This window comes from Clostridioides sp. ES-S-0123-01 (assembly GCF_020658415.1).
Taxonomy (GTDB): Bacteria; Bacillota; Clostridia; order Peptostreptococcales; family Peptostreptococcaceae; genus Clostridioides.
The window spans coordinates 259722-273067 of the sequence record NZ_JACVWD010000003.1; the positions used below are offsets into that span (position 1 = coordinate 259722).

The 13346-nt window shown below is 27.7% G+C and carries 15 protein-coding genes; 11 read left to right on the top strand and 4 right to left on the bottom strand.

All coding sequences use genetic code 11. The features are described 5' to 3' along the window. The first annotated feature begins 139 nt into the window (after positions 1 to 139). The 8 genes from IC175_RS08150 to IC175_RS08185 all read left to right on the top strand — a co-directional run bounded on the left by IC175_RS08150 (position 140) and on the right by IC175_RS08185 (position 6806). Positions 140 to 910 (top strand): nucleoside phosphorylase, encoded by a 771-nt coding sequence (locus tag IC175_RS08150; protein WP_227851408.1) that lies wholly within the window; start codon positions 140 to 142, stop codon positions 908 to 910. 314 nt (positions 911 to 1224) lie between these two features. After that, positions 1225 to 1482 carry a Mor transcription activator family protein gene (locus tag IC175_RS08155; RefSeq protein ID WP_227433544.1) on the top strand — a complete coding sequence of 86 codons (258 nt, stop codon included), beginning with the start codon at positions 1225 to 1227 and terminating at the stop codon, positions 1480 to 1482. A 452-nt stretch (positions 1483 to 1934) separates the two neighbouring features. Further along, entirely contained in the window at positions 1935 to 3329 is a 1395-nt protein-coding gene (locus tag IC175_RS08160) for a conserved phage C-terminal domain-containing protein (RefSeq protein WP_227851409.1), read from the top strand. 272 nt (positions 3330 to 3601) lie between these two features. Then, entirely contained in the window at positions 3602 to 4903 is a 1302-nt protein-coding gene (locus tag IC175_RS08165) for a DnaB-like helicase C-terminal domain-containing protein (protein WP_227433542.1), read from the top strand. A gap of 66 nt (positions 4904 to 4969) precedes the next feature. Beyond that, positions 4970 to 5245, top strand: coding sequence for a Mor transcription activator family protein (locus IC175_RS08170; RefSeq protein WP_227433541.1), 276 nt, complete (start codon positions 4970 to 4972; stop codon positions 5243 to 5245). 250 nt (positions 5246 to 5495) lie between these two features. Next, positions 5496 to 5726: a 4Fe-4S dicluster-binding protein gene (locus IC175_RS08175; protein WP_227824657.1), complete on the top strand. Its 231-nt coding sequence runs from the start codon at positions 5496 to 5498 to the stop codon at positions 5724 to 5726. Then, positions 5719 to 6300: a 4Fe-4S binding protein gene (locus IC175_RS08180; RefSeq protein WP_227433539.1), complete on the top strand. Its 582-nt coding sequence runs from the start codon at positions 5719 to 5721 to the stop codon at positions 6298 to 6300. Before IC175_RS08175 ends, IC175_RS08180 begins: the two co-directional genes overlap by 8 nt. 356 nt (positions 6301 to 6656) lie before the next feature. Continuing rightward, a complete protein-coding gene (locus tag IC175_RS08185) occupies positions 6657 to 6806 on the top strand; it encodes a type I toxin-antitoxin system toxin (RefSeq protein ID WP_227824658.1) in 150 nt (49 codons plus the stop codon). Positions 6807 to 7007: 201 nt separating this feature from the next. On the opposite strand, the gene IC175_RS08190 is transcribed toward IC175_RS08185, so the two are convergent. Genes IC175_RS08190 through IC175_RS08205 form a run of 4 tightly spaced genes read right to left on the bottom strand, consistent with a single transcriptional unit; the run spans position 7008 to position 10048 of the window. Beyond that, complete coding sequence (locus IC175_RS08190) at positions 7008 to 7604, bottom strand: ATP-binding cassette domain-containing protein (protein WP_227851410.1); 597 nt, start codon at positions 7602 to 7604, stop codon at positions 7008 to 7010. After that, positions 7605 to 8372: an ABC transporter permease subunit gene (locus tag IC175_RS08195; RefSeq protein ID WP_227433536.1), complete on the bottom strand. Its 768-nt coding sequence runs from the start codon at positions 8370 to 8372 to the stop codon at positions 7605 to 7607. Then, on the bottom strand, positions 8341 to 9348 hold the full coding sequence (locus IC175_RS08200) for an ABC transporter substrate-binding protein (RefSeq protein ID WP_227433535.1): 1008 nt from the start codon (positions 9346 to 9348) through the stop codon (positions 8341 to 8343). Before IC175_RS08200 ends, IC175_RS08195 begins: the two co-directional genes overlap by 32 nt. Before the next feature lie 49 nt (positions 9349 to 9397). Then, positions 9398 to 10048: a Crp/Fnr family transcriptional regulator gene (locus tag IC175_RS08205; RefSeq protein WP_227433534.1), complete on the bottom strand. Its 651-nt coding sequence runs from the start codon at positions 10046 to 10048 to the stop codon at positions 9398 to 9400. A gap of 190 nt (positions 10049 to 10238) precedes the next feature. Here IC175_RS08205 and IC175_RS08210 point away from each other — a divergent pair, with 190 nt between their 5' ends. The 3 genes from IC175_RS08210 to IC175_RS08220 are packed head-to-tail and all read left to right on the top strand — an operon-like array spanning position 10239 to position 12587. Continuing rightward, the gene (locus IC175_RS08210; RefSeq protein WP_227433533.1) at positions 10239 to 10931 is read left to right on the top strand and encodes a GTP-binding protein; all 693 of its coding nucleotides are present in this window, start codon (positions 10239 to 10241) and stop codon (positions 10929 to 10931) included. After that, positions 10931 to 11686: an ATP-binding cassette domain-containing protein gene (locus tag IC175_RS08215; RefSeq protein ID WP_227483056.1), complete on the top strand. Its 756-nt coding sequence runs from the start codon at positions 10931 to 10933 to the stop codon at positions 11684 to 11686. Before IC175_RS08210 ends, IC175_RS08215 begins: the two co-directional genes overlap by 1 nt. Then, positions 11673 to 12587, top strand: coding sequence for a hypothetical protein (locus IC175_RS08220; protein WP_227851411.1), 915 nt, complete (start codon positions 11673 to 11675; stop codon positions 12585 to 12587). The genes IC175_RS08215 and IC175_RS08220 overlap by 14 nt, the downstream gene beginning before the upstream one ends. Positions 12588 to 13346: the final 759 nt, after the last annotated feature.

The following is a 13346-nucleotide window of genomic DNA, read 5'->3' on the forward strand; positions in this document are numbered from 1 at the left end:
TGTCCAGTAGCTAGATTGTAAGTATATACCTTTAATTATTTTAGCTAGTTCATCGTGATATAATATACTCCATATGTTGAACAGGAACACGATATTGAACAACAATATGCTATACTAAATTTTGAGAGGAGGTTATATTGTGAGTGAAATTCTGTTGGAACAGTTTGACTCTGATTTGGGAGGGATTTTGATGTCAGAATATGTAATAGAAAAACCTGATTGTCATTTTCCTGAGACTATCGTATGTGAATTTTCAAAATCTATGATACAAACAATTGTTGAAAAGTATAATGGTAAAAAAATAGGTCGTTTAATTAATGTTGCTAGAGATATACCAATTTATGAAGTATTTTTCAAGAATGTAAGAATTGGAATTTGTCAGGTTATGGTAGGTGCAACAGCATGTGTAACCAACTTTGAAGAATTAGTTGAGTTAGGAGCAAAGAAGATATTTATCTGTGGAGAATGTGCTGTGTTAGACAATTCTATTGATGATGCGTATCTAATCATTCCAACATCAGCTATCCATGATGAGGGCACAAGTTATCATTATCAACCAGCCTCTGATGAAATTATACTTAACCCACATGGAGTTAAAGTTATTGAATCTGTATTTAAAAGAAAAGGATTATCATACATAAAAGGTAAAATATGGACTACTGATGCTCCATATCGTGAAACACCTAATAAAATACTTACACGGAAGACACAGGGGTGTATTGCAGTTGATATGGAATGTGCTGCTGTAGCTGTCGCAGCACAATTTAGAAATGTTATATTTTCACAGTTTGTTTATGCTTGTGATAATCTAAACTCAGATGTATGGGAACAACGAGGATTAACTATACATCCTATTTCACAAAAAGTACATACTTTTGAGCTTGCAATGGAGTGTGCTATTAAGTTGTAAATTTAAAGTCTTTTAACTTGTATTTTTTAATTTAAAATTACCAAAGCAGTAAATCGATTAAGGTTTACTGCTTTTTTTATTGTTGAATTTAAAAGTGATATATAGCTATATGCTCCTTCTGGAAAAATATTATTATATTAAAAATGCTTTAAAAGTGTTCGTTTTAGTCTAAGGTTTATGTTAAAAAAATTATTAAATTTAATCTGTAAATAAAAAAGTTAAAAGTCCAATATTAACATTTTACTCTTAAACCATTAAAATTTTTATTAAAGCTACTAAAGTTATTAAAAATATTTTAAAGGAGAGTGTAGTTTATGAAAGTAAAATTAGAAGATATACCAGTTCAGTTTCATGCAATGGTGGAAATAGTGGGTATTGATAAGTTTGTAGAGATTGCTAAATTGTATGGAGGTACAAACACTTATATACCTACATGTAAGGGGATTTTTAGATATGCAAGAAATAGGGAGATAGTGAGACAATTTAATGGGGTTAATTATGGGGAGCTCGCCATTAAACACAACATGTGTGTAAGCAATATTAAGCGAATAATAAATGAAAACAGTATATAAGTTGTTATACAAAGTATTTTGTAAAGATTAAGTGTGAAGTAGGTAAAAGACATTTTATAAAGTTTTTTTTAGACAAAATTACTAAATTTATTGCCTATTAATTTAAATAGATTGTATATTCTATAAAATATTCTGTTAAATAATGGAGATATATTGAGAATTCAAAAAAAATAGTCGAAAATATTTGTTGGATAAAAAATAAACAAAATGATACAATTGCTTGTATAAAGGGGAAAAAACAATAAATAAGCTATATAAATAAAAAAATATAAATAAATATGACATAATATATTTGCATATTTAAGAATATAAATAGGGATTTTAAGGGATTAATAAGTATATTTAAAATATATTAAAATAAATATATATTTAAATTTAAACTTTATGTTATCTATATAAAGTAATAATTATTGAGAAATGATTACTTATTAGTAGAAAAGGGGTTAGTAGATATGAATAATGGATTTTATAAATTGAATTCAGTAGTATTAGGCTTTGATATAACAAATGATATTAATAAAATAAGATTTAATCATTATATAATGAGAAAAGAAAATATACAGAGATTGCAAGGTACTTTACCAAGAGGTCAATTTTATATGACAGTAAGAAGAACTGCTACAGATTTACAACTTTCTATTTCTACTATAAGTAGGCTTGTAAGAGAGTTTTCAGATTTAGGAGTAATAAGGCTTGTGTCTAAGGGAACAAGGGGGAAGATGCATTCTATATATAGCTATATCAGTTCAGAAATTAGTGAAGATTTATTTGATAGTACTAGTGAGAATTTACTTGATAGTGATGAAACTATAGATTTTAACTATAACAGTGTTGAGAACTATGAATTCAGTAATTTAGAGTATAGTTATGGAAATATTGAAAATAAAGGTTGTATTGATGAAGATTGTATTTATGGTGGTGGAATGTCAAAGTACGATAGTGCTTATGATAATACAGAATGTAGTAGTTGTGATGACTGTAGTATATTAAGTAGTAAGAATAATTCTGCCAATAAAAAAAGCAATGACTTAGCTTCTAGTGGAATAAAAAATTCTAGTAAAAATACTAGTTCTAATAATGAAAATATCAACAATGAAAATATCAACTCTGAAAAATCTGTTATTAATTTTACTAATGTAACTAATAAAATTAAAGATTATACCAAAAAAACACTTATTGGAGAAGAACTTAAAATCGAAAACTCTAATTTAAAATCGAGGTCTTCAAATGTTAGATTTAATGAAACATGTAATGACATAGATAAAATAACTAAAAATGACATAGAAGATAATCAAAGTAAAAATGCTATAAAATTAAGTAATAGTAAAGTATTTAGTAGCATGAATAGAGATGGTAAAAAGAGTGGTTTTGATAATATTCATGATACACAAAAAGAAGATAAGTTTGTAACAAATAAAAAAGAATCCTTAAATAAATTTAATAAAAAAAATATACAGCAAAGCATTATAAATATGCTAAATAAAAAAACAGGAAAAAACTTTAAAATCAATTCTCCAACGAGCATAAAACTTATCAACGAAAGACTAAAGGAAGGTTATGTCTTAGAAGATTTCTACAAAGTTATTGAGGTAAAAGTAGCTAAGTGGAAAGATACCATAATGGAAATGTATATAAGACCAGAGACCTTATTTAGCCATAAATTTGAATCCTATGTTAATGAAAACATATCTGTAAAAAATCAAAGTGATGTTTACCAGTGTAAAAAGAGCGACAATAATAGCAGTAATAATTATATGTATTCTGACTATACCACGTATGACGACAGCAATCGTGAAAGAAAAAAACATGAAAATGCAAGGTATTGGAATCCAATCTGTGAATTTTAATTAGTCTGATAATGCGTTTATAGGTGGAATGAATTTATATATTTTATAGATGATAATGTGTTTCTAGCTAACATGTATTTACACATTTTACAACTGACCATGCATTTATACCTTTTTATAGCTGATAATGCATTTCTAACTAGTAATATATTTATATCTTTTATAATTAAAAGTATATTTCTAACTGACAATATCGTTGAAATCTAATATAAAAATAAAAGACTTAATAATATTAAAATATAAAACTTAAGAGGAAAGCGAGATTAATTTATATGGTTAAATCAAAAGCTGTTGAAATAGAGCAGGCTATTTTAGGCACAATTATTTTAGACAATAAATTAAACTACAAACTAGATGACTTAAATGAAAATATGTTTATGAACTCTACATGCATTGAAATATTTAAAATCATGAAAGAACTTAGAAAAGAAAATATAATAATTGATGTAGCAACTGTAAAATCAAAGATAGATGAGAAATCTTTAGCAATTAAAATGAGTAGTTTAACTAGTGTAATTACATGGGGTCAAACTTTTGGTATTGATGGTTATATAAAAATTTTAAAAGAAAACTTAGCAAGAAGAAGCATAAATCAAAATTGTCAAAGACTCTTGGAAGGCATAAACTTTGGAGAAAATATTGATACTTGCATCTATAAATTTGAAAATAATATAAGAAAAATCTTGGATAAAGATACTTATGAAAATGATGATGTACATAGCATAGCAGAAAAAGTCCTTGATTTTTTAGAAAGTAAAAAGGATGTTGGATTTAAGTTTGGGATAAGTTTGCTTGATTCGACTATAGGAGGTCTTTTTAAAGGAGAGCTAACGACAATAGCAGCTAAATCAGGGGTTGGAAAGACTGCTTTAGCTCTTCAAATAATGTTAAATTCGGCCAAGCAAGGGAAAAAGACTCTATTTATAAGTAGAGAAATGACAAGTGAGCAAGTGTTTATGAGAAATATATGCAAGATAACAGGAGTAAGTACAAGAAATATGAAATCTAAAGAGATAAGTGAAAGTGATTGGAAACTAATTGTAAATGCAATAGGAGATTTACGTGAGAATAACTTAATTTATATAAATGACAAGATAGACACAATCAGTGCAATTAGAAAGAGGATAAGGCAAATAAAGCCAGACTTATTAATTGTTGATTATGTGCAACTTCTTACATCTCAAAAAAGTATGGAAAAAAGAGAAAGAGAAGTAGCCACTTTTTCTAGAGAATTAAAAAGTATGACTTTGGATTTTGATATACCAATAATTCAGTTAAGTCAATTAAATGATGAAATGAAAGATTTTAGACCTTATGGAGATAGACCTATGAGGGATAGTAAAGCCATCTACCACGATAGCAACAATGTGGTTTATATACATCAATTAAAAGGGAGTGATTATGAAGAAGCAGTAAAAGATATAAGAGAAAGTGAGGAATTAGTTAGAGAAGCAGAGTACAGGGGAATTAAGATTGTTGATTTAATAGTTGCGAAGTGTAGGGATGGACAGACTAGGCATAAGCATTTTTGTTACTATGGGGATAGGTTGCATTTTCAAGAACTAAATTATTAGAGTAATGAGATAGCCATAACAAGCTTATTGAAAGTCGAAAAATAATATAAAATATGAGGTGAAAAGATGTTAGAATTAGAGGAAATCATAGAATTGCTTGAAGAACACAATATAGAAGTGAGTATTCCAAAGGAGTTACATAAGTATAATTTATTGGAGTATCTGAAATTGTGTCAACAAAGTGGGGGAACATATTTTTATATTAAGACAGTGGAGGGTGCTTTAAAAGAGGCTAGAAATGAGCTTATGATTAAATTGTTTAATGGAAAAAATTATATGGAATTAGCTAGAATGTTTGATATGAGTGTTATTAATGTCAGGTACATTGTTAGAAAAAAATAGATATATTGTGGATAAGGTAAGTGTGATGTGTATAAAGTTACGACTATAATTAAGTTTAAACTGTGAATAATAGAGTAAGACTGTGTATAAAGTTATGATTATTTGAACAACTCAATGTCGCTTATTTACTTAAAATCCTTCTACAATTAGAGTATAATTTCTAATCTCGATATCTTATGTGATTAAGTCACAGATAAAAAGTAAATATATTGTTATAATTCTTATAGATTAATAATACAGGGAGGTTATTATGTCTAATAAAAAAAAGAAGTATGCAAATATTTTAGAAAATGAGTGTGTAGCCTGTGGTAGCTGTATAAAAGTTTGTCCAAGGAGAGCTATCTCAGTACCATATGGTATTAGTGCAAAAATTGATAAAGACTTATGTGTTGGATGTGGTATTTGTAAGAAGGTATGTCCAGCATCTGTGATTGAGATTATAACAATATTAAAAGAGGAAGAAGGTAAGTGTCATGAATAATAAAAAACACTGGTATGACTATTTATGGATTTTTTCTTCTATATATTTGATATTGGGATTTGTAAATATTATTTTCGCTTGGATTGGGTTAATTTGTTTCTTTGTTCCATTACTTATTTCTATTATTAAAGGAAATAAAGCGTACTGCAATAAGTATTGTGGAAGAGGACAGCTGTTTAATTTGCTTGGAAATAAATTAAAGTTGTCAAGAAATAAAGATATTCCTAAATTTATTAGAAGCAAGTGGTTTAGATATGGTTTTTTGACGTTTTTTATGGTGATGTTCGCTAATATGCTTTTTTCAACTTATCTAGTGTTTGAGGGTAGTAGAAATTTTAAAGAGGTAGTGACTTTGCTTTGGACTATAAAGATGCCTTGGCAATGGGCATATCATGGGACTTTAGTTTCACCTTGGGTGGTACAGTTTGCGTTTGGTTTTTATAGTGTTATGCTTACATCGACTGTTCTTGGATTGATTACGATGATACTATTTAAGCCTCGTTCATGGTGTGTTTATTGTCCTATGGGTACTATGACTCAGATGATATGTAAGGCAAAGAGTAAGTCTATATAGAGAGAATTTATGTGAATATGTAAGGAGTATAGATAGAGTTTGTATAAAATAAACTTGTCTATGCTTCTTTTTTATGTGTAAGGGTATTAATTAAGTAGAAGAATTAAAAAGAGTGGATACAAGGAATTTAGATAGCAATAATAATTAAATAATAAGATAGAATATAAAGCAATGAAAGAGGCAGAAAGGGAAAGAAAAAGAGGGTGAAGGAGATAGGAAAATAACTATATAATAGGTAAAATATGTAGGAATTATATGTTATAATAGTTTTAGCAAGAAGATGTAATCTACAATTTATAGAGTGGAGTTCATACAAAAGGTTATCCTCCCAACGTATAGAAGGGAGGTGAGTATGTGTGGATAATTTTTTACAAGGTGTACTAGCAAGTTTAGTTGCCAGTTTAATAGTTTACTTAACTGATAAATTGTTTAAAAAAGTAAAAAGCCACTCTGGCAGGAGTGACTTTAGTTTTGAACTAAAGATTAAGTTCAACAAGAAACACTAATTTACGAACTCCACTCTACTGCAAATAGATTGTAGTTCTTCTTGCTTTTATTATATCACAAATTAGAAAAAATATGTAAAGTACTTGTTTTAATCGCAGGTACTTTTTTATGTAAAAATAAATTTGCCTACAGCCTTTTTGGTATACAGAATTAGTAAGTTTGAAATAACATTCATATAAAAACTTTAGTTGATTTTAAAATCAATATATTGAAGGCATTTTAAAATCAATTATTAACTTTTCATGATTTTTAAAGTATTTTATATCATCCATATCATGAGTAATTATTATAGCACTCTTGTTTTCCATCTTTCTTATTACAAAATCCATAACCTTATACTTAGTTTCTGTATCCAGCCCTTTAAATGGCTCATCCATTATAAGCAAGTCAAAATCATATAATAAAGCTCTTAATATTGCAACCCTTCTTTTCATACCACCACTTAATTCCCTTACTCTTTTATTCATACAATCATTTAAGTCTAATACCTCTAAGGCACTTTCAATTTCTGAATTACCTAGATTTTCACATACCAACTTTATATTCAATGACACACTTAGATTTTCACACAAACTATCATCTTGGAATACTGCACTAATCTTTTTATTACTAATACCTACAATTTTTCCGCTATCTGCTTTCTCCAAACCCATTAATATTCTTATCAATGTTGTCTTACCAATACCAGAGGTTCCTGTTATAAATGAGATAGCATTATCTTTAAATACATTATTAAAATTATCTAAAACAACCTTATCATTATATTTTTTACTTAGATTCTCAATTACTATATCCATTTAGTTTATCTCCAATCTTTTTAATAAATAGTCTATTAATGATAAAAATCCCTTTTGAAAGCAAATACTTATTATAATGATAACTATAGTCCATGCAAATAAATCTGGTGTATTTAAGTATACTTTAGCTTTGTATAAGTTTTCACCTATAGAATTAGCAGGCATTCCTATTATCTCTGCTGCTATTCCAGATTTCCAACATAGACCTAAAGAAACACTACATGCTGCTCTTAGATATGGTGCTACCTCAGACAAATATATGTACCTTATTTTTTTTATCTTACTGACTTTAAATACTTTTGCCATATCATTTAACTCTCTAGATATACTATTTATTCCATCTAGGATATTTCTATATACCACTGGCAATACCATCAAGAAGGATATAAAAATAGACAGGTTCTTTGAAGATATCCATATTAGAGATAATATTATGAACGAAGCTACTGGTATAGATTGTATTGTAAGTATTAAGGGTTCAATAAGTATCCTAAAATTTTTTTTATTAGATGCTATTATGGCAGATATTATTCCAATGATAAAGGCTAATATAAATCCTGTTGTTATTTTCAGAAAAGAAAAGAGTATAGATTGCCAAAACTCAAACTTCATAGATAATTCGAATAACCTTTTCAAAGATGAAAAAGGAGATACTAAAAGTATCTCCTGACCAATTATCATACTACTTATTTGCCAAACGATAAGCCAAAAGATTATTGCTAGTATATGAGTTTTACTAATTTTCTTGTGTATAGTAGAAATCTTCACCTGGCATCTTTCCTCCTATTGACTTTGGATTAGCATCATAAAGTACTTGTAAGTATCCACTTAATTTATCTTTCATTGTATTACCTTCTATAAATGTTATATTACACTTTGGAATTGCTTTTTTTGCTATCTGTGCTGGAACTATTTCATTTTCCTCAATAAGTTTTGAAGCTTCTTCTATATTATTGTTTGTAAAATCAACTGATTTCTTATATTCTTCTAAGAAACTTTTAACCTTTTCTGGATATTTATCAACAAACTCTTTTCGTGCAACAACAACTCCTGTTACTAAAGCACTTTCAGTATTTTTATCTTTATTTAAAGTATCCCATTCTTTTGTCAAATCCAAAGCTACTCTTAAGTTATCACTCTTAGTCAATGCTGTTGTTACAAAAGGTTGGGGAAGTAGTGCTATTCCATTTTTATCGTTTAATAATGCCGCCAAACATTCTGTATGTTCTGATTTGTATTCTATGTTGACATCTTTAGTTGGGTCAATTCCATTTTCTTTCAATATGTAATTCAAAGCATATTCAGGAGTAGAGCCTTTACCACTAGAATAAATAGTTTTGCCTTTTAAATCATTTACATTGTTTATAGAATTTCCATTCTCAATTATGTATAAAACTCCTAAAGTATTAATGGCTAGTGTTTCTATTTCACCATTGCTATTATTATATAAAACAGATGATAGATTTGCGGGAATAGCAGCAATATCTAGTTCTTTATTCACAAGCTTAGGTGTAATTTCGTCAACAGAATTTGCTATTGAAAATTCATAATCTTTTTCTTTTTTATCCTTTTCATCGCCAATCATCTTAACCATTCCCATTCCTGTAGGACCTTTTAGTGCTGTCACCTTTGCAACTACTTTAGTTTCTTCTTTTGTTTGTTTTTCTGGTGGGTTTGATGCACAACCTACCAATGAAATTATTATTAATGATGCCAGTAATAATATTGATAATTTCTTTTTCATAAAACCTTCCTCCTAGTATTTAATTTTATATAGAATCTGTTATTTAAGTTTATATTTCATATAGAATTTGTGTTAACTTTTCTTTATTCAATATTTTTATACACTTTTTACCAAACTCTAAACAATTTTCATTTTGTAATGATTGTAATTCCCTATATAAAGATGCTCGACTTACACTAATCCTTTTACTTAACTCCTCCTTAGAACATTCTAATAGGATAGTGTCATTTTTACTAGTTTTTTCTAGTAAATATTCAATAACTTTCTTTTTACTAGACTGTATATTTAAAAACTCTATCTTTCTCAGTAAAAATTGTATTTTTCTATTACAATATCTTGAATACTCTAAAGCTACAGAAATGTCCAACTTCATCATATCTATAAAGCATTTTTTTGGATAAAAAACTACATAAACATCACTTTTGCATTTTAGTACAGTATCTAAGGATTCTTCATCAAATATATTAGAAATTCCAAAAACATCTCCTTCCTTTAGAATAGACATGTTAACTTCAGTTCCATCACTCGATATACAATAGATGGATACTTGTCCTGCTTTAACTACACCTACATAATATTCTTTATCAAAAAAATCACTTATAAATTGACCTTTTTTATAACTCTTTGCTTTTATCTTATCTTCTACAATGTATCTTTCAGAAAATAACTTACTATTTATTAGTACTTCTTTCTCATTCAAAGTCATCACCTTTTCTGATAAATATTCACTTTGATTGCAATAATATCACAGTATTTACCAAAATTCAATAATATTGATAATTATTTTCAATCAAGTTTATTTATTAATTGTCTCATCTGATACAATTTTTAGTAGTTTTTAATGCTATCATATCTCTTAACAAAATATGAAAGGAGACTTTACATAAGCCATGAAAACTATATTAATTTCTGGGTCATCCTCTGTAGGGAAGACCGCTTTAATAAAACATTTAATTCCATATCTTAAGTCTAATGGGCTTAACCCTTCAATATGTAAGATAGATTGTCTAGCTACTGATGATGATTTAATATATAAAAAATTGAATATACCTTATATTGTTGGACTTAGTAAAGACATATGTCCAGACCATTTTCTTATATCAAACATAAACGAACTTATACTTTGGGCTAAAAATAAAAGTAGCGATATTTTACTAATAGAAACTGCTGGGCTTTGCAATAGGTGTTCACCTGCAACAAATAAAACACTACACATATGTGTATGTGATTGTACATCTAGCTTTAAGACTCCTCAAAAACTAGGTCCTATGTTAAGTGAAAGTGATGCCATAGTTCTAAGTAAAATAGACATGGTATCACAAGCAGAAAGAGAGATAATATCATTCAATATAAAAAAAATAAATCCTAATTCTAATATATTCTTTATAGATGGATTAGTTGGTTTTGGTGTAGAGCTAATTTCAAACTATATAAACAATGCTAATATTCTAAACAATGACGAACATTTATTGAGACATACAATGCCAAGTGGGGTGTGTTCTTATTGTATTGGAGAATGTAGAATTGGTGATGAATTCCAACAAGGCATAGTTTCTAAAATGAATTTTAGAGGTGAATTTTAATGAAAAGTATAACCATATATCCTGGAAAAAACAAACTTGGTAATACAGAGAACTTTGAATCTCTAACTTTTTATAGAGGTCATATTTATTCCATTGTAGGTAATACTGGTTCTGGTAAAAGCAGGTTAATCAAAGATATAGAGCAGTTTGTCAATAAAGATTCTTTGACTAATCGAAAAGTAGTCATTGATAATATGGAAGTTGCTATTGAGGAAAGAAATAAATTTTCTACAAATCTCATTTCTCATCTTAGCCAAAATATGAGGTTTGTTCTTGATTCTACAGTCGAGGAATTTTTAGTTATACATAAAGAATGTAAAAACAATACTTCTGTCTCAATAAAAGAAGTACTAGATGTAGCAAATTCCATAACAGCAGAACCTATTTCCCTATCTCAAGACCTTACATCATTGAGTGGGGGACAGACACGTGCCTTAATGATTGCAGATGTTGCTCTCATTTCAAATAATCCTATTGTTTTGATAGATGAAATAGAGAATGCTGGAATAAATAAAAATGTTGCTTTAGACATCTTATTGAAAAGTGATAAACTGATTTTTATAGTTACTCATGACCCTCATACAGCACTTATAGCAGAGAAGCGTATAATAATGAAAAATGGTTCAATCTTCAAAGTAATCAATAAGACTAACGAAGAAAAAGAAATCTTAGGCAAACTTAAAGATATATATGAATTTCAACTAGAATGTCAATATAAATTAAGAAAAGGAGAGACTCTTCATGAAAAATGTTAGGTTGTATTGGAGCAATATTTGTATACTTCATAAATATGAGAAAAACTATTTAGATAATTTAATTATGTCTTTAAAAGAGAAGGATATTAATTTAGAGGTAACTTATTTTGGTATAGGTTATCCTTACAAACTTAATGAATATTTAAAAAAAACAGACGCTTTAATTCCAGATATTATAGTTTCTACAGATTTAGAAGTGTATGAAGACAAGAATATCTATTCAAAGTTTTCAAGTAACTTATATCCATTATCGAATTATTTCAATATTAAGAGTGAGATTAAATCATCATCTATATATTTTGATGAAAGATTACTTCCATTTTTAGTTATACCATTAGTATTTTCTTATAACCAGAATTACAAGGGTTTGATAGATTCTATAAAAAACGTAATTGACACTGATACAAAAACTGTCATTGGTGGTATAAATAACTCTGGTGCGAAATCTGTTGTTAAAGCCATTTGGAGTAGGTATGGAAAAGAGTATGTAGAGAGATTTTTGTCCAATTCAACTATACTAGATATGCCAATACAATCATTTAATGATGTAAAAAATGGTTCGTATAGATTAGCTATAACTCCTAGTATATATGCAAAGCGTGCTAATAATGAAGATTTATTTATGTCATATCCTGATGATGGGGCTATAGCATTGCCATCTTATATTACTGCAAGTAAATCATTAGACGAAAAGACTATGTTAGAGGTATTAAAATCTCTTGTATCTAAGGAGTTTTGTAATTCTTTTGTGAAGTCTGCATCATTACTATCTTGCATCTATGATACTATAGATGATAGTCTTATTAAAGATAATCAGTATAAGTTTTTATATCCTTCTAAAAAATGGTTAGATACAGTTACGACTGAAGAATTTTTTGAGGTTTATAATATGTATATATAATATATTTATTTTTACTTATTGTTTGTATATTATTGTTTGTGACTAATAGTATTTTATATTTATGGATATATATAATTAGGCTAAGTAATCTTATTGAATCATCTTAGAGGAGAATTGTTTCAATGTCTAATGGTACTGTCGATTAATTATAATATTCATAGTCGATATAATTATAATGTGAGTTTTGTTTTTTAACAGAGCAATTATCATATAGATTAGGGGTTCTTAGGAACTCCTTTTCTGTTTTTATATAAAAAAAGAAGAAGATTCAAATTTTTATTTTGAGACATCACCTTTTATCATGGTAAAATGAGAGTATAAGATATTGATACAATACATATATATCGTTATGTGAATAATTTATCAGATATACTAAGTTCCAAGTCATTAAAAATTTACATCCATATAATGAAACTTGTATTTAAAAGTGCTTTTGATTTAAAAATGATAAGAATTCAACTAAAGGAGTAGATTTAGTTAAATCAAAACAAATTTAAAATAAAAATTATGATGAAGAGTAAATAATAAAACTATTAGAAGTATGCAAAGATACTGAATTAGAACTTCACATAAACTTAAATATTAGTCTGGGTATGAGAACATCCAAAATATTACGTCCGTCATGGGAGAATGTAGATTTTGAAAGAAAAACAATTTCAATTGAGAAAATTACTGCAAAAGTAAATAGTAAAGTAATTCTGAGGTGAATATTTTTAAAATCCTGTGAGTAGAAAATTGAGTGTCACTCTGAAGACATTA

What these genes read in the sequence shown, in the direction of transcription:
- IC175_RS08170 (WP_227433541.1), top strand. Translation starts at nt 4,970, where the DNA reads ATGTTAGAATTAGAGGAAATCATAGAATTGCTTGAAGAACACAATATA.
- IC175_RS08175 (WP_227824657.1), top strand. Translation starts at nt 5,496, where the DNA reads ATGTCTAATAAAAAAAAGAAGTATGCAAATATTTTAGAAAATGAGTGT.
- IC175_RS08180 (WP_227433539.1), top strand. Translation starts at nt 5,719, where the DNA reads ATGAATAATAAAAAACACTGGTATGACTATTTATGGATTTTTTCTTCT.
- IC175_RS08160 (WP_227851409.1), top strand. Translation starts at nt 1,935, where the DNA reads ATGAATAATGGATTTTATAAATTGAATTCAGTAGTATTAGGCTTTGAT.
- IC175_RS08220 (WP_227851411.1), top strand. Translation starts at nt 11,673, where the DNA reads ATGAAAAATGTTAGGTTGTATTGGAGCAATATTTGTATACTTCATAAA.
- IC175_RS08210 (WP_227433533.1), top strand. Translation starts at nt 10,239, where the DNA reads ATGAAAACTATATTAATTTCTGGGTCATCCTCTGTAGGGAAGACCGCT.
- IC175_RS08155 (WP_227433544.1), top strand. Translation starts at nt 1,225, where the DNA reads ATGAAAGTAAAATTAGAAGATATACCAGTTCAGTTTCATGCAATGGTG.
- IC175_RS08165 (WP_227433542.1), top strand. Translation starts at nt 3,602, where the DNA reads ATGGTTAAATCAAAAGCTGTTGAAATAGAGCAGGCTATTTTAGGCACA.
- IC175_RS08190 (WP_227851410.1), bottom strand. Translation starts at nt 7,604, where the DNA reads ATGGATATAGTAATTGAGAATCTAAGTAAAAAATATAATGATAAGGTT.
- IC175_RS08200 (WP_227433535.1), bottom strand. Translation starts at nt 9,348, where the DNA reads ATGAAAAAGAAATTATCAATATTATTACTGGCATCATTAATAATAATT.
- IC175_RS08215 (WP_227483056.1), top strand. Translation starts at nt 10,931, where the DNA reads ATGAAAAGTATAACCATATATCCTGGAAAAAACAAACTTGGTAATACA.